The sequence below is a fragment of the Alicyclobacillus herbarius DSM 13609 genome (genome assembly GCF_000430585.1).
Classification (GTDB): domain Bacteria; phylum Bacillota; class Bacilli; order Alicyclobacillales; family Alicyclobacillaceae; genus Alicyclobacillus_G; species Alicyclobacillus_G herbarius.
The window spans coordinates 163360-184943 of record NZ_AUMH01000002.1 but is presented as its reverse complement, the minus strand read 5'-3'; the positions used below and the strand labels follow the sequence as shown (position 1 = coordinate 184943).

Below are 21584 nucleotides of genomic sequence, written 5' to 3'. Positions count from 1 at the left end.
TTCGTCACCGTAAATCTATGCTTTTATAGGTATTTAAAACAAGTATTTAAAACAAAAACCAAGTAGAAACTTCTTGTTCAGACGGGCTTTCGTACCCCGCAACCTTGCTATGTCCCCAACCGAATTTTCGACGCAGATCCACTAAATATTCCGCGTATTTCAATGGTACAATGGTAGCATCTAGAACGGGTACGCCAACTTGACGTTGAACTTCTTGATAGAACCCAAATTCGATGGTGCAGCCAAGAATCACAACCTCGGCGCCGTCTTTATGGACTGCTTCCTGTGCTGCGTGGAGAATGCGCTGTTTAGTGTTATTGTGGTCAACCTGAAAATCGTGAACCCCCATGTCGAGTACCTTGAAGGAGGCCAGTTTTTCACCGTATCCGTATTTGTACACGTTTTCTCGCATCTCGGGAATCCATTTTCGTCTTCCTACGATGATGGAAACCGTGTCACCCAATGTTGCGGCAAGTCGGAGACACGCTTCCGCCGGTGCTGTTACGGTCATGTTTCGAGCAATCTCTCTCGCTGCACGAAGACCCGGATCATAAAAACAGCCAATCACAGCTGCATCGTAGCCCTGATCCTCTGCTTTTCGAATCGCCTTCATCAATTGCGGCATGACCATCATCTCGTAGCAGTTGTATTCTAGGTGCGTTGGTCCAGTGGGTGGAAAAGAGAGGACGTTGACCGTCGTGGAGGGGTCTTTTACATCTTGAAACATTTGAAACATAGCCTCATCGTAGACATCGGTTGCAACCGGGTTAATCCATAGAATTTTCTTTTCCACGTTTGTCCTTTCAGCGTTCATCGGATAACCTCCTTCGCGAATTGTGCATAAGAGACCGACACTATTCAGGAAAACGGCACTCAGGTTTCTACCGCCCCATGCAGCGTTGCTTGGCACACAATATCGCTGCATGGAACCACAGAAAATTACCCCCTAACCAACGACCATACAATCAAAGCATCCTCGTTCCCGTCGTTGTAGCACCAATGGGCTTCCCCAGCTGGGATGAGCGTTGCGTCACCAGCTTGAACGCGATATAGCTTATCCCCCGCTTGAATCACTAGTGACCCCTTTACGATGTAAGAATACTCATCCTGTTCATGGGCTCCTGTACCTTTGAAAGGAATTCGAGTACCGGCTGGGATCGTGACAATGCCAAGGCGGGTTCCTTCGTTTTCCAACAGCAACTTGAGTGCATAGCCATTGCCTTCTGATTCCACATCGTGCTCATGTACGAGAATCATGATGACTTCCTCCGTTCTTCTGTAAATCCATCTACGATGTAGGTTTCTGGATTGACAAGCACGCCATATGTATCTCGTGCCTGTTCCAGAGAAATCCATCCATTCTTCACATCTTCGGCGACTTTACTGGGATCGCGATGCAACGGGTTCCCATAGCCTCCGCCTGTAGCCGTGATCAAACGAACCACATCACCTTGATTGAGAACTTTCCGCGCGCATTTTCCAAAAGGCCCTTCCCGTGTTCCGTCTTTGCGAATAATCTCTACTTCGTTCCTGGAGCCTGCGTGACCCCCGGCTGCACCCCAAGGCAGAAATTTGTGTCGACCGAAACTAACCGTCAAAAACTGGCCATTAGTTAAGGCTTCGTAGGATCGAACAACCCCGGATCCTCCACGAAATTCGCCGGCGCCTGCCCCGTCCGCACGGCAACTGTACTCAGTCACACGAACTCCATACCTTGTCTCAGCTACTTCCACGGGAACGTTGTACGTCTCTCCGTCCCCAATGCAGAATTGGCCAGTTTGTCCGTCCATTCCAAACCCAGCGCCCCAACCGCCGACCGATGGTTCCACAATCAAAAAATGTTCCTCCGTGTCTGGCTTCACACCACCGAGTACGACAGCGCATACCGATTCCAAATGCCCAGCGGTCAGCCTGTCTGGCACTATCGGTGCAAGCGCCTTCCAAACGACATCGGCAGCAAAGTTCCGCGATTCCCAATTGGTTGCCACCGGGGCTGGGCGCTCCGCACAAATGACAGAGCCTTTGTCGGCAATCACCCGGAGAGGTCGGAAAACACCATCATTGACGTCTTGACCCGGATTTGTGACCGCTAAAAACAGGGCACGAACCGACGAAACGAGTCCACTATAGGAGCAGTTAATGGGACCAGGTGCTTGTCGGTCGCTACCCGTAAAATCCACAATGAACTCGTCATTACTAATGGTCACTTGACAAACGATACGAAACGGTCCATTTCCGAGGCCATCGTCATCGATAAAATCCTCTGCCGTGTACACGCCTTTCGGCAGTTTTTTCAATTCTTCTCGCGCTAGTTGTTCCCCATAGTTAAGCAAATAATCGATAGATTGGAGAACAACGTCTTTGCCATACTTTCGGCAAAGTTCATGGAAACGCTTCTCTCCCGTCCGTAAACCGGCCACTTGGGCCCACAGGTCTCCAAGCGAGAGGTCAGGAAAACGTACGTTTGCCGCAATCAAATCTACTAATGCTTGGTTAAGGCGCCCCTTCTCAAACAATTTAACTGTCGGGAATTGTAGTCCTTCCTGATAAATTTCCGTGGAGTCGGTCGTCCAGGAACCCGGATCCTTCCCGCCAACTTCCGTCCAATGACCCTTATTCGCCGAAAATGCCACAAGTTCACCTTCGTAGAAAATCGGCATGACAAGTCCTACATCCGAAAGATGTGAACCTCCACCGCCGTACGGATCGTTGAGGATTATGATGTCTCCCGGATGCAGGTCATCTTGAAACTTATTCAGCGTTTCCTTGACCATAGACGTCAACATCCCGATGAAACCTGTCACGCCGTTTCCTTGTGTGAGCAGTTGTCCTTTTGCATCCGTAAGACCCGAAGCGAAATCCAGTACTTCGTAAATAATTGGACTCATTGATGTGCGCGCGAGCGCATAGAACATTTCTTCACCAATTGCTGTCAGAGAGTCCTTGACAACCTCCAGCGTAAAGACGTCCGATTTCTTCAAAAGCCACCCCGCCCTATCTCGTAGACCGACCGGAGGGGCAATATGAGAGCCCCTCCGCCCTAGAGAGATTTAGTGCAAAATTTCACCTTCTGTTTCCTTGAGGAAAAATGTTGCAATTACAGTTACGACTAAGAACGCTGTAATGAAGGACACCGTTCCAGCGAAGCTGGAATTTCTAGCTAGCATGGCACCAATCACCATGGGGGCAATTGCATTCGCCACACGCTGTGCCGTAGCACCAACGCTGTAGCCGACACCGCGAACTTCGGTTGGATACAGTTCGCCAACCCAGGTATCCCAAACGCCCCAAGCACCGAGGCTAAAGAATGACAGTGCGAAGTTCCACACGTACATTTGTGTCAGATTCGCAGATTGTGCGAACCCAAATCCACTCACCGCAGCAAGTGCTACGAAGATGATCATGATTTTCTTACGACCAAATCGACCAGTTAACCACGAAGACACAACGTAGCCAGGGAACATGAAGAGTGCAGACAGCGCCATAAAGCCAAAGCCTTGCGGGGTCGACAAACCCTTTTTGGCGAGCAGTTCTGGCATCCAAGAAGAAAGTGCCCAGTAACCCCAAGAGAAGCAAAAGTTAATCAACAGTTGCAACCAGGTTGCGCGCGCAAGCTTGACTTTGAAAATTTCCAGGAAAGAACCTTGTTGAACCGCATCGACAACAAGTTTCACATTGCTTAAATCTGTATGAATATTGCCACCTGACAAGTATTGAATCGCCTCTTTGGCTTCTTGTTGTTTATCGTTTCCAGCAGCCCAATACGGCGATTCAGGAACAAATGCTTTAATGACAAATGCCCAGAGTCCCGCCAAGGAACTGACAGCCAAAATCCAGTGCCAGCCGAGCGGCTGTAGCACATACGTGAGTCCGATGGCGATGAGATAGCCGATTGGCCAACCGGAGGCGAGGTAAACCGTCGCTTTGCCGCGGCTTTTGACCGGAAGCAATTCTTCAAAGTACGGGAAAGAAGCGACCATCAATCCGCCGAGTGCAACCCCCGACAGGAATCGCATCCACCAAAGCATTTCATAACTTCCAGAGAATGCGCTGATTAAGGAGACAATACCATAGAGACCGATACTCCAGATCATCGTCTTTTTGCGCCCAATTTTATCTGTGAGTTTGCCCCAAATTAAACAGCCAGGAATCATACCGAGATAGATAGAGCCCATTAGCGAACCGAGTTGTGCACCCGTAAGTTTGAAATCCTTCCCGATCATCCCGCTAATGAGGATGATGATCATCATTTCCCAAGCTTCGATCACGAAGGAGAAAAAGATTGCAAATCCAGACTTCCAGTGCCGTCCCGTCAGCGGCATTTCCTTAAACAGTTCCCCGATCTGCAGGTTTCCGCCCGCTGGCTCAACATTTATCATCAGCATGATGCACTCCTTTACTTTTTTCCCGATTACGTTTCCAAACCCATGGTTCTGCGGCCACCACCCCCTCACCGAGTTTTCTGATAACTTTTTCTACTCAATTGGCCTCCCTCGTGGAAGACCAACCTGGAAGACTACTGATCAACTGCGGCCCTGCGCAAGACCTACAACTTGATACGTCTCTGGATCGACGATCACGCCGTAGGTGTCTCGAGCTTGGTCAATGGTGATCCAGCCATTCTTTACGTCTTCAGCAACCTTGACCGGGTCACGCTTCAATGGGTCGCCGTAACCGCCGCCCGTCGCCGTGATCAAGCGGACCACGTCGCCTTTATTCAGGATCTTGCGCGCAACTTTGCCAAACGGGCCTTCTTTAGTCCCATCTTTGCGAACAATCTCGATTTTGTTGTAGGATCCATCACGACCGCCTGCTGCGCCCCAAACCGGGTACTTGTTCCGCCCAAAACTTGCCGTGACGAATTGTCCATCTGTCAGCGCCTCGTACGAACGAATAGCACCAGCACCACCGCGATACTCGCCTGCCCCTGCACCGTCGTTAGTAAGACTGTACTCCTGCACCCTCACGCCATAACGGGTTTCAGCGACTTCTACCGGTACGTTGAACGTTTCACCGTCACCGAGACAGAATTGTCCATTTTGTCCATCCATGCCTTCACCTGCGCCCCATCCGCCAACGGAAGGTTCTACAATCAGGAACGGTTCGTTGGTATCCGGATGGGTTCCAGAGACAATTACTGAGCATACAGACTCCAGGTGTCCCGCCGTTAACCGATCCGGCAAAACCGGTGCCAGCGCTTTCCAGACCATATCTGCACCAAAGATCATCGATTCCCAATACGTGGATACGGGCGCGGGGCGTTCGGCATTCAAGATCGAGCCTTTTTCTGCAATGATTTTCAGTGGACGAAATACACCGTCATTGACGTCCTGCCCAGGATTCGTGGCCGCCAGGAAGACGGTTCGAACCGCTGAGACCAGCCCAGTAAACGAGCAGTTGATAGGTCCTGGAACCTGTTTGTGACTTCCGGTGAAGTCGACAATAAATTCGTCGTCCGTAATCGTTACTTTGCAGCGAACCAGGAGCGGTCCATGGCCAAGGCCGTCATCGTCGATGTAATCCTCTGCTTGATAAACGCCTTTTGGCAACTTTTTGAGCTCTTCACGCGCCATCTGTTCGCCGTAGTCAAGCATGTAGTCGACCGATTGCAGAACGACATCCTTGCCAAACTTGCGGCAAAGTTCCTGGAACCGCCGTTCACCTGTACGAAGCCCTGCAACCTGTGCCCACATGTCACCCAAGGACAGGTCTGGGAACCGAACGTTGGCTGCCAAGATATCCACGAGTGCCTGGTTGATTTGGCCCTCATTGAAGAGTTTTACTGCAGGAAATTGCAGGCCCTCCTGATAGATTTCTGTGGAATCCGTGGTCCAGGACCCGGGGTCTTTTCCGCCAACTTCCGTCCAGTGTGCCTTGTTTGCCGCGAAGGCCACAAGTTCACCTTCGTAGAAAATCGGCATGACAAGTCCTACGTCGGACAGGTGGGAACCACCGCCGCCGTACGGATCGTTGATGATGATAATGTCACCAGGTTTTAAGTCGCCTTCGAACTTCTTCAATGTTTCTTTGACCATGAAGGTCAACATCCCAATGAAGCCGGTCACACCGTTCCCTTGTGTGAGGAGCTGCCCTTTTGCATCCGTCAAACCAGATGCAAAGTCCAGAACTTCGTAAATGATAGGGCTCATAGAAGTCCGGGCAAGTGCATAAAACATTTCTTCCCCGATAGCCATAAGAGAATCTTTGACGACTTCTAGCGTAAACACATCAGCCTTCGCCACTCTATTACACCCCCGTATGGATGATGAGGTTGCCATATTTGTCGACGGTCAAGCGCTGACCTGGGTAAACCAGTGCCGAGGTCGATGGTTCTTCGACAACCGCCGGACCTTGGATTTCAAATCCTGGACCAAGCTTTTCCCGCTCGTAAACTGTTGTCTCAATCCAACCAGATTCTTCGAAGTATACAGGGCGCGTCTCCAGTACAGCATCCCGAACGGTATGAGATACTGGCTCAAGCTCGGCAATCTCGGGTTTTGTGACTTTCCCGAAAGCGACCAAATGGAGGTTTACAATCTCTGTTGGATTGTTCTCGAGCTTAAACGTGTAGTTCTGCTCGTGAATGGCGTGGAAAGTCGCATTCACTCCTGCCAGAAGCGCTTCATTCAGCTCACCGCCTGGGACCGGAACTTTGACGGTGTGTTCCTGACCCAAGTAGCGCATGTCCGCATAACGACTGAACACAACTTGTCCTTCGGAAATGTCCTCGGTTTTGTACTGGGCAATTGCTTGTTCTTCGAGGGCCCTCCAAGCTTCATTCAGCTCAGCAAGATTCAGCTCCGATGTCCGACGGATGTAGGTTTGCAAGTAGTCATGACGCAGGTCGGTCATGAGCATCCCCCATGCCGAAAAGACAGAAGCTGCGACAGGAACGACGACTTTCGTCACGCCAAGCTCCTTTGCGAGGAACGCGGCATGCATTGCACCGCCGCCGCCAAATGCAACCATCGCAAAATCGCGCGGATCATATCCACGTCGAACAGAAATCAGTTTCAACGCATTCAGCATGTTGGAATTTGCGATCCGGATGATACCCAGAGCCGCTTCCTCAACTGAGACACCAAACCTTTTGGCGATTTTTTCGTCAATCGCCGCCCGAACCGCATCCAAGTCGACATTCATACTAAAGTTTTTCGCTGACAAACGTCCGGTGACGAGATTTGCATCGGTTGTGGTCGGTTCAGTACCGCCGCGTCCATATGCAACAGGTCCTGGCATCGCACCGGCAGACTTAGGACCGACTTTGAGTGCTCCAGCTGGATCTATCCAGGCAATCGAACCCCCGCCATTACCAACCTCAACAATGTCTACGACGGGTACTTTAATAGGATAGCCGGCATGACGGTCGTCCCATTCGATGCGGTAATCGGTGGTCACGGTCACTTCTCCTCCGTCGATGAGCGAGCACTTTGCCGTCGTTCCACCAATATCGAACGCGATAACATTGTCATGGCCAATCATCTTACCGAGAATCGCAGCACCGAAGACGCCCGCCACAGGACCCGATTCGACCATTTGAATCGGCGTTTGTTTCGACTGTTCAAACGTTGTCGTCCCTGCATTCGACTGCATGATGTACTTCTGCCCGGTCACGTTCTTCTCAAGCAGACGCTCGTTCAGTTGGTTGACATAGCGCTCCGCGACCGGTTTCACGTACGAATTGAGTACAGCAGTATTCGTACGCTCGTACTCACGCCATTCTTTCGTCACTTCATGAGATGCGGTGATTGCAACTTCTGGCCACATTTTTTTAATCAATTGGACCGTTTGCTTCTCATGCTCCGGATTAGCGTAGGCATGCAGGTAGCAGACTGCTATAGCTTCCACGCCTTCCTTGCGAAGCTTTTCAACGGCAATTTCAACATCAGCTGTGTTCAGTTCCTTGATGACTTCGCCTTTATGGTTCATTCGTTCTTCAACCTCTAGGCGAAGTGCTCTCGGAACAAACGGCACCGGCTTTTGATAGCGAACATTGAACAGGTCCGGCCGGTTTCCACGCGCAATTTCCAGTACATCCCGAAATCCTTTGGTCGTAATCAGCCCTGTTTTCACACCGTTGCGTTCTGTTAAGGCATTGATGATAACCGTTGTCCCGTGAATAAAGGTTTCTATTTCTTCCCCCTTGATCTCCGCTTTCGCAATGACGTCCATGACGCCTTGTTCAAAGTTTGGCGGGGTAGTGTCCGATTTTGCGACACGCACCTTGCCTTGGTCATCCACACAGACTAGATCCGTAAACGTTCCCCCAATATCTGTCGCGACGCGCACTATGCATCTCTCCTTCTATTGAAATATCGCTGGTTGTAAGACACACAAGATTCTTGCCGGCCTCTCCAGAAGGTTCTCCCAAGAATGCTGGATAGAGGAAGGAAAGTGAATAGCGTCTCCTTCTTTTAGGACATAGTCGTGGTCCTCAACCTGAAACAGGACCTTGCCTTCCAACACGTAGTAGAATTCCTCTCCTGGGTGACCGTATTTCTGCTGCAACGACTGATTCGGCAACAGTTCGACGATCATTGGCTCGAGATTGCGCCCGATAAAATTTCCCGCAAGTCGGATATAGGTCGTACTCGAACCTTCAATTTTGAACGGTTGTTGATCTTCTGCCCTGACAACAAAATTTCGGTTTTGCGTCGTTTCAAAAAACGAGGTGATGGGAATACCAAATGCTTCTGCAATTCGCTGCAACGAAGTAATCGTCAGTGAAGAATTCCCACGCTCAACTTGAGACAGGAAGCTGATCGACAAACCGGATCTTTCGCTTAGGTCTTGAAGCGTCATATTATTCTCCTGGCGGAGTTGTCTAATTTTCTTAAATAGCTCTTCCATTTATCCTCCTATGTTTCTATCGTTCTGTTTTTTCATCATATAGTAATTTTAACAGTGCGTCAACAATATTTTCGATTTATTTCAATGGCATTTGTATATATGAAAAGGATGAAGAGATTCTGTACCGGTTCGTCGGTCAGTTTCCAACCCATGATTTGAACTGGCGTTATTTTACATTGAGGAAGTCTTTCGTAAACTGATTGAAGCTCTCGCAGCCGGTCTCTGTGGCAAACACGATGTCTTCGATCCGGACGCCCAACTTACCCGGCAGGTAAATTCCTGGCTCGATACTAAACACCATGCCTGGCTCAATGATTTGGCGATTTTCCCCGTACACGTACGGCGCCTCGTGCACTTCAATGCCCAAGCCATGACCCGTCCGATGAATAAAATACTGTCCATACCCGGCGTCCTCGATGACCGCTCGCGTCACACGATCGACTTCGCCGATTGGGATTCCGGCTTTCACAGCATCGGCGCCGGCTTGCTGGGCGCAGCGAACGACTTCATACACTTCCCTTGCCTGCTCCGAGACCTCGCCCACAGCAACCGTGCGCGTCATATCCGAGCAGTAATGGTTCGAAATACCGCCCATGTCAATCACGACCATATCGTCCTCTCGAATCACAGTCTCATCCGACTGATGATGCGGCCGGGCGCCATTCGCCCCCGCACCGATAATCGAGGGAAAAGCCATTTCTTGAACCCCCATTTGCCTCCATAACGCAGTCAGCTCCTCAATGACCTCAAGTTCCGTCATGCCCGGCATGATTTTTGAAACGATTTGCGCCATCACCCGGTCAGCCATCGCACCCGCCTCTCGAAGCAACGTCCGTTCACGTTCGTCCTTCTTCAAGCGTATAGCGCCAAGCGTGTCCACACTGTCGACATACTTTAATCCAGGTTTGTGCGTCATAAGAGAGATTAAATTTTGGCTCGGCCACAGATTGTCCACTGAGATGGTGCCTTGGTTGGGCAAATATTTGGCCAGCAACGAAATCGCATCTTGCCCGTCTTCCCAAAACAACGTCTCCACGGACACATTTGAGAGATCTTCCTTGTGCATTTCGGGAGCTAGAATGACTGGATCTCCATTCCTAGGCACAACAAATGCGAGCAGCCGTTCATGCGGATTGATCCATGTCTCCGTAAAATAGAAGAAATTAGCACTCGATGTCGCAACGACAGCGTCTATATTCCGTTGGTCAAGCAAAGCTTTCATCCGCTGGATTCTCTCGCTCAAGAATCGCTTCATCATATCCACCTCTTTTAGTTGAGAAACACCTACGTCCCTCCGATTTACCCACATAAAATATTATACAATACTTCCGAAATACTTTTCATACGTTGAAATTATTTTCGAGATATGCTAATTGATAAATGCAAAGTATTACTACTAAGCGATTATGCACAAAGGTTGACGATACAAGATGCCTTAGCTTTGGCGAATACCATGTCCTACAGGCATGGCTCGTGCTATAACGGGTACTCATGAAAAGAAGGTGCATAAGTGGAAACCTTACTTCGCAACACGTTTTTGTTTCTAGCAAAAAACCAAACAGCCAACAAAGCAGCACGAAGCTATGGATTGCGCTTTGGTGCCGCACGATTCGTGGCAGGAGAAACAATTCACTCTGCCATCGCAAAGGTGAAAGAATTCAACCAACGCGGCATCGTCGCCACCCTCGACCACCTGGGGGAATTCGTCTCCGACGAACGTGAAGCTATCGAGTCATCAAACGAATGTGTGGCAGCCCTCGACGCTATTGCGGCCGCCGGCGTGAAGTCCACACTGTCTGTGAAACTGACGCAACTGGGTCTCGACATCTCCGAAGACCTTTGCATGCGAAACATGCGTCGCATTTTGGACACAGCCAAGTCTCATGGCAACTCCGTCAACATCGACATGGAAGACTACGCACGCAACGAGATCACCATCGACATTTTCAAGCGCTTGAAACGCGAATACGGTGACTCCGTATCGCTTGTGATTCAAGCGTATTTGTACAAGAGCGCCCAGGACATTGAAGATTTGAACGAATTCCACACTAACCTTCGCATCGTCAAAGGGGCATACAAAGAGTCGGCTGAAGTCGCGTACCCGAACAAGGCGGACGTCGATAAAAACTTCGTGAAACTCATCGAGCGTCACCTGCAACTTGGCAACTACGCGGCGGTTGCTACTCATGACGAGAAAGTCATTGAACATGTGAAACAGTTCGTTGTAGATAACAACATTCCCAACAGCCAGTTCGAATTCCAAATGTTGTACGGTATCCGGAACGACTTGCAGGAAAAGCTTGCTCGCGAAGGCTACACAGTTCGCGTGTACATCCCCTACGGTACGGACTGGTATGGGTATTTCATGCGCCGCTTGGCGGAACGCCCGGCGAATGTGGGCTTTGTTCTGAAATCCTTATTTAAAGGCTGATAGATAGTTGCTAGGTTGGTAGGTGTGTCGTGGGTAAACCATTATTCATCCCGATCAGACTGTGCTGGTGGGAGTCGGGGGACAGGAGGTTTTCGTAGATGACAGTAGTACCATTTCAAAATGAGCCGTTTGTCGACTTCTCCAACCCGGCCAACAAGGCCGCAATGGAAGCCGCTCTGGCAAAGGTAAAAACCGAGTTCGGCAAGACCTATCCGCTCGTTGTGGGTTCGAAAAGGATCCAAACAAAGACGACCCTTCCTTCTTACAATCCGGCTGATACATCCGAGATCATTGGATATGTGAGCCAAGCAAACCGCTCCGTCATCGAAGAAGCATTCCAGGTCGCTGCGGATACGTTTGACACCTGGCGTTACACGAGCGCACAGATTCGTGCAGGTTACCTGTTTAAAGCAGCTGCCGTGATTCGCCGCCGAAAGTTTGAATTCGCTGCATGGCAGGTTTTTGAAGCAGGGAAGAACTGGGCAGAGGCTGATGCAGACGTTGCCGAGGCCATTGATTTTCTAGAATATTACGCACGTGAAATGCTTCGCCTGGATGGTCCCCAGGAGTTAGTACCGCTGTTGGGTGAGCAAAACCGGCAATTCTACATTCCGCTGGGCGTCGGCATCATTATTCCGCCTTGGAACTTCCCGCTCGCAATCCTGGTCGGTATGACAACCTCCGCAATTGTCACTGGAAACACAGTTCTTCTGAAACCTTCACCGAACACATCGGTCATCGCAGCGAAGTTCGTCGAACTCATGAAGGAAATTGGACTTCCAGATGGCGTCATTAACTTTGTGCCGGGTGATCCGGAAGAAATCGGTGACTACATGACCGAGCACCCGTTGACCCGTTTTATTTCCTTTACTGGGTCGCGTGATGTTGGTGTGCATATCGCACAGAAAGCAGCAGCGGTACAACCGGGGCAGAAATGGTTGAAGCGCGTCATCGCTGAGATGGGCGGCAAGGATGGCATCATCGTGGATGCAAACGCTGACCTTGAAGAAGCGGCTACGGTGATTGTGCAATCTGCATTCGCCTTCCAAGGTCAAAAGTGCTCCGCAGCGTCCCGCGCGATCCTGCACAAGGATGTCTACGACGAGGTCGTCGCAAAAATCATCGAGAAGACCGCAGCCCTGAAACAAGGTGCGCCAGCAGAGAACTTCTACTGCGGACCCGTTATCGACCAAAAGTCGTTCGACAAGGTGACGAAGTACATCGAGATCGGCCGCAGCGAAGGCAAGTTGGCTTTGGGCGGCAACGCCGATTCTAGCAAGGGCTACTTCATTGAGCCAACCGTGTTTGTCGACGTACCGCGCGGTGCTCGCCTGTTGAAGGAAGAGATCTTTGGACCCGTGCTTGCAATCACCAAGGCCGATTCGTTCGAGGATGCGATCAACATCTTCAACGACACGGAGTACGGTCTGACCGGTTCGGTGTTCAGCTATGATCGCGAGCACCTCGAATACGCAACGGCTCGCATGCACTGCGGCAACTTGTACTTCAACCGTAAGTGCACCGGCGCGCTCGTCGGCGTGCATCCGTTCGGTGGATTCAACATGTCGGGTACCGACTCCAAAGCCGGCGGCCCAGATTACCTGCTGCAATTCATGCAGGCGAAGGTTGTGTCGGAACGCTTCTAGGAAACGTATCTATTTGGGGGCTGCTGAATCAATTAAATAGCGGCCCCTGTTTGAGCGAAGTTGCATCTTGCAAAGGTGACCTAAACAGCTTGCTGTATTCCTGTTCCACCCTGCGCCACGGGAGCAAATGAGCGAGTTGAACCCAGCGATTGTCCTCTCGAAGCTTGCCTCCGAACGGCAAGAAGAACTCTCCGGGGAGGATCTGCTGGTCCTGGTTATGCGCGTACATAGCCGACCTCCATGTGCACGGCTTTTCGCCCATTCCCACGAAAAATCCATACACTTGGATTCGACATTTGTACCCGAAATCCCTTGCCGTTATTGGGCTTTGCGTTCATTCAGTGGCCCCAATGTAAATTCACGCCGGCTCTACGGAAGCCCGAAAATCACCCAAGTATTGCAGAAGGAAAGGGTTCGGGTTTCTCATAAAACCGTGGCTCGAATTATGCAGGAGCGGGGCTTGAAATCCCGTACGGTAATTACAAAGCGACCACCAACTCGAAGTATAACTACCCGGTACATGAGAATATGTTAAACCAGACCTTTGTTGCACCAAGGCCGGGACAAATGTGGATGGGCCAGTGCTCCATCAGTCGGATCGTGGGAGCCAATCCGCATCATACGAAGACCAAGCACGATTGAAGCGCATTTTCGAGTATGTCGAATCCTGGTACAACAGCGAGCGAATCCACTCGTCGATTGGATACATGACGGCGGTGGAATTTGAACGAAGGTATTACCAATTACATGCAACCAAAGTAAGTTAAGTGTGTACATGACAGCTCATATCTGAATCTTCATTTTTGTTTTCTCGATTTGGTGTTTCCAATCTATTGACATAGCATCAGTATCTACACGTCCTTCAACGAGGAGAAATCGAGATGTCCAACGAACGCAAAGTGGCTGAATTGTTAAGAAATCTCCCGACCAATTGGAATCGCTGGGGACCAGATGATGAGATCGGGTCTCTAAATTACTCAAGTTTCGCATCCTCAGGCAGCTAATTTCTCCTTGATTGCACTGGGTAAACGGTCAATGAACTGCTGTACCACCTGTTCGATGACGTCGTTTCTTTGAGCCAATGTCACCTCTAAGGCGGTTCTGAGCAGTTCCAGAAGCAGCCGAAGAGCATCGACAAATCGGATGTCGTCGAGTTCGTCGTAGCAATCGAAAAACAGGGCACCGATGGTTCGGGGAGCTTGGGCATCTCTGGAGGCTATCGCCAACATGATGTAGCGGGCGAACACAACAGTCTACCAGAAATATGAGGATGTTTTTGCTTTTACATGACCCACAGCTCCAACGAACTCAAGAAATTACAGGCTCAATTGGGGTGCGAAACTTGAGTAAATAATCTTATACTAGATCCCGAAGACCCGAGTCGTGTCGTGGGGGTGGTCGACTGGGAGATGGCTACTATTGGTGATCCACTGTTCGATTTGGCGGTATCTTTGAGCTATTGGAGCGAACCTACAGACCCCGATTCGTTAAAACAGGTATTGCCGACGGTGACGAAAAACGGCGGATTTCTACGCCGCAGTGAGCTTATTGAGCGTTATTCCAGAAAGAGTGGCCGGGATGTATCTAGTTTGGAATTTTAGTGGTATTTGCTTATTTCAAGTTAGCGGTCATCCTGCAACAGATTTACGTTCGCTGGAAACGGGGGCAGACTCAGGATTCTCGCTTCGCCTCCTTCGGGATGCGTGTTCGAGATTTGCTCGAGTATACGTTTACGATTCTCCCAGAGCAGTAATCCCAGAAGGTTAAGCAAGAAATTTTGCGGACGCTGACGACGCCCGTGAGGAGGTAGAGAGGTTGTCAGTCTTCGATTTATTCCGGTTGGACAACAAAGTCGCCCTCATTACGGGCGGCGGCCGGGGTTTAGGTCGGCAAATTGCGCAAGCATATGTGGAGGCCGGTGCACGTATCGTACTCTGCTCGCGCAGGCTTGAGAACTGCGAACGGGTAAAAGAGGAGCTAGAAGTACAAGGTGGCGAGGTTCTCGCGCTTCAGCTCGATGTGACGCAGCCGGATTCTATACAGGAGGTTGTCGCCAAAACGCTGGCACACTTCGGCCGGATTGATATTCTCGTGAATAATTCGGGTACGTCCTGGGGCGCTCCGGCGTTCGACATGCCATATGAGGCCTGGCAGAAGGTAATCCAGACCAATCTCACCGGTACGTTTCTGATGTCACAGGCGGTAGGACGACACATGCGCGCCCACGGCGGCGGAAAGATCATTAATATCGCCTCGGTGGCCGGGCTACGCGGTTCCGACCCAGAAGTTTTGGACGCCGTAGGGTACAGTGTCAGCAAGGGCGGAGTAATCAGTCTCACCCAGGATTTGGCGGTCAAGTGGGCTCGTTACAACATTTATGTAAACGCTATCGCGCCCGGTTTCTTCCCGACAAAGATGACAAAGGTCGTTCTGGAGCGTGCTTATGAACGTATCATTGAGTCCACGCCGTTACACCGCGTTGGTGGTGAACGTGACCTTCAGGGAGCTGCTCTCTTCTTCGCGTCCGCTGCATCGGACTACGTCACGGGGCAGGTCCTGGTGGTCGACGGCGGTTCTACGGCTCGTTGAAGGGATGTGTTCTGCCACTTATTATCTGCCCGCCTTTGTCGATGGAGAAAGGCGGGCAGGCATACTACGGAATTCGGCACGACACCCCGAGATTCCTGTTTAGGGGTGTTGGAAAGTGTTACACTTCAGCTGCAGAGCGGCAACTCAATGGAGGACATTTTCAGGGGCCACTAGCTATCCGGCTATAAACCGACCAGCCGAGTGTGGCGGACAATGATAAGCTGGTCCATTCTGCTCGCATACCGTTTTTTCCCTCCATCAGTCAGTGTTTCACTCCCGCACTAGGCTCACTTCAAACTGATATCTGCTGGAGGCATAGCGGACTTCGGAAAATTCCACTGGAGTGCCGGTCTGATCCGAGGTTACGCGTCGGATCATGAGGATCGGCTCGTCGCTGCGGATGCCCAGTTCCACCATATCTTCGTACACGGATCGCGTTGCGGAAATCTGTTGACTGCCAAAAGATATTCTCACGCCATGCTGTTCAAAAAAACCGTAGATATGGTTGTACACATCCATATGTTGTTGGAGTTCATCCAAAGCCACTTTGGGCGGAGGAATTAAATAAGAAGTTTCTCGAAACACGGGTTGATGTTCGACCCAAGCGATGCGACGAATCTGAATCACCTGGGCAGGCGGCCGGATACGCAGCTGGTCAGCGACGAGTTGGGGATACGTCGTCATCATCCGTACCCCTCTAACGTCCATTTTCACCGGCCACCCACGTGCTCGCAGTTCCTCGGCGAAACCACGTAGCTTCGATGCCGTCAAAGATTCGTTGCGTGGCAGGAGAAAAGTCCCTTTTCCCTGCCGTTTAGCCAGGTAGCCAAGCGATACGAGATCGGCGATGGCCTGGCGCACCGTTATCCGGCTCACACCCATTTCCTGCGCCAATTCGGTTTCCGAGGGAATTTGGTCACCTGGGCGCCACCTTCCGGCTTGAATGTCGCGTAAAATTTCATCCTTGAGGTGTTGGTAGAGCGGAACGGCCGTCTTCACAAGCGAGCCCCCTCTGCAGTGGCCAATCCATCTTCGTAAAAGTCAGTTGGACCCAGGATGTAAATGGAGAATATGAAGCGTTGAAAATATTATAAAGTAATCCGCTTGGTAAAGTCAATTTTGCGTCTTCCTGGGGATGGTGTGTGGCCGGAGGCCTCAGGAGTAATACCCAGGCTCTGGCCACTTCCGGTTTACAAACCAATTCCCCACGTTCCGCAGCTTGAACTCGGCCGGATTGTGCAATGTATGCGTGCGTACATTGCGCCAGAATCGGTCGAACCCATAACGGGAAGCTGTCGAACGAGCGCCCATCACCTCGAAGATCCGCGAGGTGATGTCCAGTGCGGCATTCTGTTTTTTTGGCGTGCCCCCCACCTTGTCGCGTTCCGCGGCATCTTCGTGAAACCGTCCGGCCAACTGGGCTGCCTTCTCCACATAATCTTCACTTTCCTTTATGGCTTCAGATGCCATGCCAATCCCCTCCCCTTTGCAGTTGACGGTCCGTTGACCCCTCTTCACAACTCCGAGGCTACCAAATCAAGACGGTCACAACGTAGACAATACCTACCCATAGGAAAGGGACAATAGTGTAGCCCATAATCTGGCGGACGCTCAGGCGTGCCAGCGTTAAAATCGGAATTAGCCAAAAGGGTTGCACTAGGTCGTTCCATGAGCAGCCCATCTGCACGGCCATGCTGGTTTTTGCCACGTCGGCGCCCAGGCTTTTGGCCGCTTCAATCATAAAGGGTCCCTGAATGGCCCAGTGCCCGCCTGAAGAAGGAGCAAAGAAATTGATGAGAAAAGAGCTCAAGAGTCCAAACAGAGGCAGGGTGTGCACACTCGAGATATCAACCATCCACTTGGAAATGGCGACTGCCAGTCCGGAGGATTTCATCATACCCATCATGCCGGCGTAAAACGGAAACTGAAGCACAATGCCGCCAATACTGCGAACGCCTTCCGACGCAGCGCGAACATAAGCTGCCGGTGTGCCATGAAACAACAATCCACAGAAGAGAAAGATTACGTTCAATGTGTCAATGTCCAAAGACCCGCCGGAGGAAAAATGATAGGCCAGAAAGCCGGCTCCCAGGAACACCATGATGACATTTAGCAGCCGCGTCCGCTCCAACTTCTCGGCCGGCGTCTTGGCTGTCGGCACGCTATCCTGGCTATCCGTCGACTCCCATGAAGACGGATTGATATCCAACACGGCGTTCGGCCTCGGATGTATCAGGATATTGAGTATGGGCAGGGTGACGATTAGGACAACTGCATCCGCCACAACAGCTGGAAGGAATACCGTGTGCCGCAAGGAGATTAATCCGCCAATCGACGTCGCGAACGGATTGCCAGCCGTGGCCAGAGTGATAGGAATGGTCGCGGACACCCCGAGGCCGTACACAATCCATCCGGAATAGGCGCTCGCAATCAACAGCGGATAGTGGATACCACGAGTCCGCTTTGCCAGTTGCTGGGCCATTAACGTTCCGGCAATCAACCCGAATCCCCAATTCATATAGGAAGTGATGCATGAGACCACGGTCGCGCACACAATCGCGCCACGTGGACTGTGCACACGGGAGGCACACCAGTTCATAAGCTTCGCGATGGGCGGAGATACGGCCAGGGCATATCCCGTTACCACCACCAACGCGACCTGCATGGAAAACTCCAAAAACCCCCAAAAACCGTTCGACCAATCCCGCACCATCGCCGGCAAACTCTGATGAGAAACCGTGGTGCCCAAAAGGAGCATCACCAAGGTCAGCAGCATCACGAGCACAAACGGATCCGGCAGGTACCTTTCCATAACTGCCGCGAACAACTGGGTTGTACGCTGCAACGGGTTCATCCGCACAGCGGGTTGTTGGTTTAAGACGACGTTCGACTGCACCATCATGCCTCCTTCCGGCCGCCCGCGGCCCTATGTGTACCCTGTTGAGCTAGATCAACAAGGCACACCCTCGCTCCATCTGCTGAAAAAAACCGCTAGTTTCTCACGTGCACTTGTCTCCCGGGATGGTCGTCTGGCAAATGCGCACGACCGTCGTACAGGTTGCCCCGCAGCGTGTCGAATGCATAATCGTTCCATACGAGCCCCCTCTTCTGGAGCGTGGGCACGACCATGTCGACAAAATCCACAAACGTCCCGGGTATGACGGCATACGCGACATTGAATCCGTCCACTCCCGCTTCGTCGACCCAAGCTTTCATCTCATCGGCAATCCGGTCTGCAGTGCCCACGAACACAGGTCCCCGGCCGCCAATTCCGATAAACCGGGCGATTTCCTCTACGGTCCATTGACGGTCCGGATCCATTTTCGTAAAGACTTCCACCGCTGAGTGAATGGCGTCATTGCGGAAATATTGCAGTGGCTCCGACGGCCTGTATTTGGAAAGGTCCAGACCGCTCCATCCTCCGTACAGGGCGAGCGCCCCCTCGTAGCTTGCATGTCGGATGTAATCCAGGTACTTCTCCTCTGCCTCCGCCTGGGTCCGGCCAACAATGGGGGTGAACATGGAAAAAATACGGATTTGTGACGGGTCTCGGCCAATCCTTTCTGCCTCCGCCCGGATAGACTGCACATATGTCTTGGCCATGGCCACGGTCGGTGCAATGATGAACACACACTCTGCGTGGCGAGCCGCGAACGCGCGCCCTCGCCTGGACACCCCCGCCTGGTACAACACCGGCGTGCGCTGGGGAGAGGGCTCGCAAAGATGGATTCCGGGGACCGTAAAATAGGTGCCATGGTGTCCAATGGCATGCACCTTGTCGGGTTCCGCGTAGACCCCCCGCCTGCGATCCCGCACGACTGCATCGTCTTCCCAGCTGCCTTCCCAGAGCTTGTAGCAAACCTCGAGGTATTCCTCGGCGATGTCATAACGGGCATCGTGATCCACCTGCCGCTGGAGGCCCAGGTTACGCGCTGCGCTGTCCAAGTAGGAAGTCACGATATTCCAGCCCACTCGCCCCTTGGTCAAATGATCCAGCGTGGACATCCGGCGCGCAAATAGATAAGGCGGTTCGTAACTGACGGATACCGTGACACCAAAACCTAAACGGGTCGTGACCTGCGCCATGACCGGCACAATCAGCATCGGATCATTGAGCGGGATCTGAGTGGCATGCCGAACTGCTGCATCCCGCGAGCCTTGATAGACGTCATATACTCCCAGTACGTCCGCCAAAAACACGGCGTCAAAGCGACCGCGCTCCAATGTCTGGGCCAACTCGGCCCAGAAATCGATATCCGTATAGCGGTACCCTTGGTCCGACGGATGCGTCCACAGCCCTGGAGATTGGTGACTTACGCAATTCATCACAAAGGCATTGAGATAGATCCTGTCGTGCTTCATTCCTGTGCTCACTCCTTGTCCGACGGGAACCGGTCGACCGTCGTTGCTGCACGGCCGTCGCCTGGACCGATCCTCACGCCTCAGACTGGCGGATGAGATCCCACACCGGCTGGGTGTATGGCCGCTTGTCCGCATGAAGGTACTGATTGGCATACATGCGTACCGGATCACCCGCGTAGTACCGTTCATACAGCTGGTGCCGAGCACCCAGCTGACTGCCGATAAGGTCCCACCCAAGTTGAAATAGCTTGATCTTGGCACCCGCAGGCACAGTGGCTCCAGCGAAGTATTTGTCAATGAGATGAGACACCGTTCCTTCGTAAGCAGAGGCGTGCGATGGTACCTGCATGAACCCACCGGCTCCAACTTGCTGCAAAATCTCAATGGCGCGTGGATAGTACCGACTATTCAGGTTGCGGGCTGTTTCCAGATATCCGAGGGCCGGAATCTGGTTGCCGAATTCATCCGGAGAGGAGTGAACCTCCGAGGCCGTGACGAGAGCTTGCAGGGTGTCAACCTGAACCAACAGCTCCCCCAGTTTCTCCTGGACATGGAGAAATCCGTTTACCCCAATGGCCTCCGCCACGGCGCAGGCGACCCCCGTCACAAAGCGGAGTTTGGCCACCGCCCGAACCACTGTTTGATGGAAGGCCAGGGCGTTCGCCGAAGTGTTTTGCCTAAGCCGCCACACTGCGTCTGGGTTGTTTTTCAGCAACACGCGCTCCCACGGTACCAGGACGTCGTCAAAGATGAGCACGGCATCCATTTCGTCATACCGACTGCTGAGCGGGTGCTGTTCCGTGTCCGCCGACGCGAACGATTCCCTGCAGACAATATGAAGGCCCTGAAGGTTGGCGGGCACAATGAGGGCATGCGCGTATTCAGGATGGGCCGCATCCACATGGTAAAAAGGGAAGATCAAAAAGTCGTGTGTGTAGGGCGCGGCCGTAGCAATCATTTTGGCCCCACGGACCACCACGCCGTCCGAATTCTCCCGCACAATCCGCAACACCGCATCGGGATTCTCGTCGTCAATTCGCTTGGCTCGATTGATTTGCGGATCGAGCAAGGCGGTGGTCAAGAACCGGTCTTCGTCTCTGGCCGTTTCGTAGTACCGGGTGATTTTCTCGACAAAGTGCGGATCGTCCGCGGCGAACGCCTCGCGCACGGCGTACCATCCGGTCACCATTGACCTGGCATAATCGGACAAGCGGCTCATGACACCGTGGGTTTGCTCGGCCCAATGTGCGAACGCTGCCGTACGGCGACTCAAATCTTCCGGGCTTTTGGGCACGAGAAACGCGTTATGAACATAACTCCCCGACCGCGGACTCACGAATCCAATCTGCTCTTGAATGCCTGGGATATCCAAGGTATAGAACAAGCGTGAAATCGTACGAAGCGTTCCCGTGAAGGCCGGATGCTTTGTGACATCCGACACCCGTTGACCGTCCAGCCAAACGTTTCGGCCGTCGTGCAGACTGGCCAGAAAGCGCTGTCCCCTGTCCATGGCGATTTACATTCCTCCAGACGTTGTATTCGACGGGATAGGTTCCGAAACGGTCAGAGACGAACCTGTGGACTGGGGTGCGGTTCGACTCTGCCTGGATGCCAAACTGGCCCCCTGCAGCTTCAAAATATTGAAGATAGATTGCTTCACGTCTGCCAGCGACTCCAGGTTCCGGGTGTGAAGCCTGTCCGCAGGC

At 52.0% G+C, this 21584-nt stretch carries 21 protein-coding genes; 6 read left to right on the top strand and 15 right to left on the bottom strand.

Annotation, left to right across the window (positions count from 1 at the left end; genetic code table 11):
* Nucleotides 1-46 precede the first annotated feature (46 nt).
* The 8 genes from H522_RS0102290 to H522_RS0102255 all read right to left on the bottom strand — a co-directional run bounded on the left by H522_RS0102290 (nt 47) and on the right by H522_RS0102255 (nt 10072).
* Complete coding sequence (locus tag H522_RS0102290; protein WP_245577981.1) at nt 47-814, bottom strand: aspartate/glutamate racemase family protein; 768 nt, start codon at nt 812-814, stop codon at nt 47-49.
* A gap of 125 nt (nt 815-939) precedes the next feature.
* On the bottom strand, nt 940-1257 hold the full coding sequence (locus H522_RS0102285) for a cupin domain-containing protein (RefSeq protein WP_026961066.1): 318 nt from the start codon (nt 1255-1257) through the stop codon (nt 940-942).
* A complete protein-coding gene (locus H522_RS0102280; RefSeq protein ID WP_026961065.1) occupies nt 1254-2981 on the bottom strand; it encodes a hydantoinase B/oxoprolinase family protein in 1728 nt (575 codons plus the stop codon). The genes H522_RS0102285 and H522_RS0102280 overlap by 4 nt, the downstream gene beginning before the upstream one ends.
* Before the next feature lie 69 nt (nt 2982-3050).
* Entirely contained in the window at nt 3051-4379 is a 1329-nt protein-coding gene (locus H522_RS0102275; RefSeq protein ID WP_026961064.1) for an MFS transporter, read from the bottom strand.
* Between the two features lie 144 nt (nt 4380-4523).
* Nucleotides 4524-6278, bottom strand: coding sequence for a hydantoinase B/oxoprolinase family protein (locus H522_RS0102270; protein ID WP_051343695.1), 1755 nt, complete (start codon nt 6276-6278; stop codon nt 4524-4526).
* Nucleotides 6247-8289, bottom strand: a complete 2043-nt coding sequence (locus H522_RS0102265) for a hydantoinase/oxoprolinase family protein (RefSeq protein ID WP_026961062.1) — start codon at nt 8287-8289, stop codon at nt 6247-6249. The genes H522_RS0102270 and H522_RS0102265 overlap by 32 nt, the downstream gene beginning before the upstream one ends.
* 15 nt (nt 8290-8304) lie before the next feature.
* The gene (locus tag H522_RS0102260; RefSeq protein WP_026961061.1) at nt 8305-8850 is read right to left on the bottom strand and encodes a cupin domain-containing protein; all 546 of its coding nucleotides are present in this window, start codon (nt 8848-8850) and stop codon (nt 8305-8307) included.
* Nucleotides 8851-9016: 166 nt separating this feature from the next.
* Nucleotides 9017-10072 carry a M24 family metallopeptidase gene (locus H522_RS0102255; protein ID WP_245577986.1) on the bottom strand — a complete coding sequence of 352 codons (1056 nt, stop codon included), beginning with the start codon at nt 10070-10072 and terminating at the stop codon, nt 9017-9019.
* A gap of 288 nt (nt 10073-10360) precedes the next feature.
* Here H522_RS0102255 and H522_RS0102250 point away from each other — a divergent pair, with 288 nt between their 5' ends.
* The gene (locus H522_RS0102250; protein ID WP_026961059.1) at nt 10361-11281 is read left to right on the top strand and encodes a proline dehydrogenase family protein; all 921 of its coding nucleotides are present in this window, start codon (nt 10361-10363) and stop codon (nt 11279-11281) included.
* A 98-nt stretch (nt 11282-11379) separates the two neighbouring features.
* A complete protein-coding gene (pruA, locus tag H522_RS0102245) occupies nt 11380-12927 on the top strand; it encodes an L-glutamate gamma-semialdehyde dehydrogenase (protein ID WP_026961058.1) in 1548 nt (515 codons plus the stop codon).
* 28 nt (nt 12928-12955) lie between these two features.
* On the opposite strand, the gene H522_RS22010 is transcribed toward pruA, so the two are convergent.
* The gene (locus H522_RS22010) at nt 12956-13156 is read right to left on the bottom strand and encodes a hypothetical protein (RefSeq protein ID WP_026961057.1); all 201 of its coding nucleotides are present in this window, start codon (nt 13154-13156) and stop codon (nt 12956-12958) included.
* On the opposite strand from H522_RS22010, the gene H522_RS22455 reads away from it, so the two are divergent.
* Together H522_RS22455 and H522_RS22450 are read left to right on the top strand one after the other, a co-directional pair.
* Complete coding sequence (locus H522_RS22455; protein WP_425386989.1) at nt 13145-13462, top strand: IS3 family transposase; 318 nt, start codon at nt 13145-13147, stop codon at nt 13460-13462. The two genes, H522_RS22010 and H522_RS22455, sit on opposite strands and share 12 nt — an antisense overlap.
* 34 nt (nt 13463-13496) lie before the next feature.
* On the top strand, nt 13497-13694 hold the full coding sequence (locus H522_RS22450; RefSeq protein ID WP_425386988.1) for a DUF4080 domain-containing protein: 198 nt from the start codon (nt 13497-13499) through the stop codon (nt 13692-13694).
* A 225-nt stretch (nt 13695-13919) separates the two neighbouring features.
* On the opposite strand, the gene H522_RS0102235 is transcribed toward H522_RS22450, so the two are convergent.
* Complete coding sequence (locus H522_RS0102235) at nt 13920-14174, bottom strand: hypothetical protein (protein WP_026961056.1); 255 nt, start codon at nt 14172-14174, stop codon at nt 13920-13922.
* A 162-nt stretch (nt 14175-14336) separates the two neighbouring features.
* Between H522_RS0102235 and H522_RS22005 the strand changes: the two genes are divergently transcribed.
* Entirely contained in the window at nt 14337-14528 is a 192-nt protein-coding gene (locus H522_RS22005; RefSeq protein WP_026961055.1) for a hypothetical protein, read from the top strand.
* Between the two features lie 214 nt (nt 14529-14742).
* Nucleotides 14743-15516 (top strand): SDR family oxidoreductase, encoded by a 774-nt coding sequence (locus tag H522_RS0102220; RefSeq protein WP_026961054.1) that lies wholly within the window; start codon nt 14743-14745, stop codon nt 15514-15516.
* 270 nt (nt 15517-15786) lie between these two features.
* Here the strand turns inward: H522_RS0102220 and H522_RS0102215 are convergent, their stop codons facing one another.
* The 5 genes from H522_RS0102215 to H522_RS0102195 form a co-directional block, all read right to left on the bottom strand.
* Nucleotides 15787-16515: a GntR family transcriptional regulator gene (locus H522_RS0102215; protein ID WP_026961053.1), complete on the bottom strand. Its 729-nt coding sequence runs from the start codon at nt 16513-16515 to the stop codon at nt 15787-15789.
* Between the two features lie 156 nt (nt 16516-16671).
* Nucleotides 16672-16986, bottom strand: coding sequence for a hypothetical protein (locus H522_RS21390; RefSeq protein WP_026961052.1), 315 nt, complete (start codon nt 16984-16986; stop codon nt 16672-16674).
* A gap of 58 nt (nt 16987-17044) precedes the next feature.
* Entirely contained in the window at nt 17045-18412 is a 1368-nt protein-coding gene (locus H522_RS0102205; RefSeq protein WP_162143469.1) for a short-chain fatty acid transporter, read from the bottom strand.
* Nucleotides 18413-18507: 95 nt separating this feature from the next.
* Nucleotides 18508-19878 carry an LLM class flavin-dependent oxidoreductase gene (locus tag H522_RS0102200; RefSeq protein WP_026961050.1) on the bottom strand — a complete coding sequence of 457 codons (1371 nt, stop codon included), beginning with the start codon at nt 19876-19878 and terminating at the stop codon, nt 18508-18510.
* 73 nt (nt 19879-19951) lie between these two features.
* Nucleotides 19952-21388, bottom strand: a complete 1437-nt coding sequence (locus H522_RS0102195; protein WP_026961049.1) for a 4-hydroxyphenylacetate 3-hydroxylase family protein — start codon at nt 21386-21388, stop codon at nt 19952-19954.
* Between the last annotated feature and the right edge of the window lie 196 nt (nt 21389-21584).

Excerpts from the sequence above, each read along its gene's own strand:
- H522_RS22005 (WP_026961055.1), top strand. The coding sequence starts at position 14,337 with ATGGCTACTATTGGTGATCCACTGTTCGATTTGGCGGTATCTTTGAGC.
- pruA (WP_026961058.1), top strand. The coding sequence starts at position 11,380 with ATGACAGTAGTACCATTTCAAAATGAGCCGTTTGTCGACTTCTCCAAC.
- H522_RS0102200 (WP_026961050.1), bottom strand. The coding sequence starts at position 19,878 with ATGAAGCACGACAGGATCTATCTCAATGCCTTTGTGATGAATTGCGTA.
- H522_RS0102195 (WP_026961049.1), bottom strand. The coding sequence starts at position 21,388 with ATGGACAGGGGACAGCGCTTTCTGGCCAGTCTGCACGACGGCCGAAAC.
- H522_RS0102285 (WP_026961066.1), bottom strand. The coding sequence starts at position 1,257 with ATGATTCTCGTACATGAGCACGATGTGGAATCAGAAGGCAATGGCTAT.
- H522_RS0102260 (WP_026961061.1), bottom strand. The coding sequence starts at position 8,850 with ATGGAAGAGCTATTTAAGAAAATTAGACAACTCCGCCAGGAGAATAAT.
- H522_RS0102270 (WP_051343695.1), bottom strand. The coding sequence starts at position 6,278 with ATGGCAACCTCATCATCCATACGGGGGTGTAATAGAGTGGCGAAGGCT.
- H522_RS22455 (WP_425386989.1), top strand. The coding sequence starts at position 13,145 with ATGCGCGTACATAGCCGACCTCCATGTGCACGGCTTTTCGCCCATTCC.
- H522_RS22010 (WP_026961057.1), bottom strand. The coding sequence starts at position 13,156 with ATGTACGCGCATAACCAGGACCAGCAGATCCTCCCCGGAGAGTTCTTC.
- H522_RS21390 (WP_026961052.1), bottom strand. The coding sequence starts at position 16,986 with ATGGCATCTGAAGCCATAAAGGAAAGTGAAGATTATGTGGAGAAGGCA.
- H522_RS0102290 (WP_245577981.1), bottom strand. The coding sequence starts at position 814 with ATGAACGCTGAAAGGACAAACGTGGAAAAGAAAATTCTATGGATTAAC.
- H522_RS0102275 (WP_026961064.1), bottom strand. The coding sequence starts at position 4,379 with ATGATAAATGTTGAGCCAGCGGGCGGAAACCTGCAGATCGGGGAACTG.
- H522_RS0102255 (WP_245577986.1), bottom strand. The coding sequence starts at position 10,072 with ATGAAAGCTTTGCTTGACCAACGGAATATAGACGCTGTCGTTGCGACA.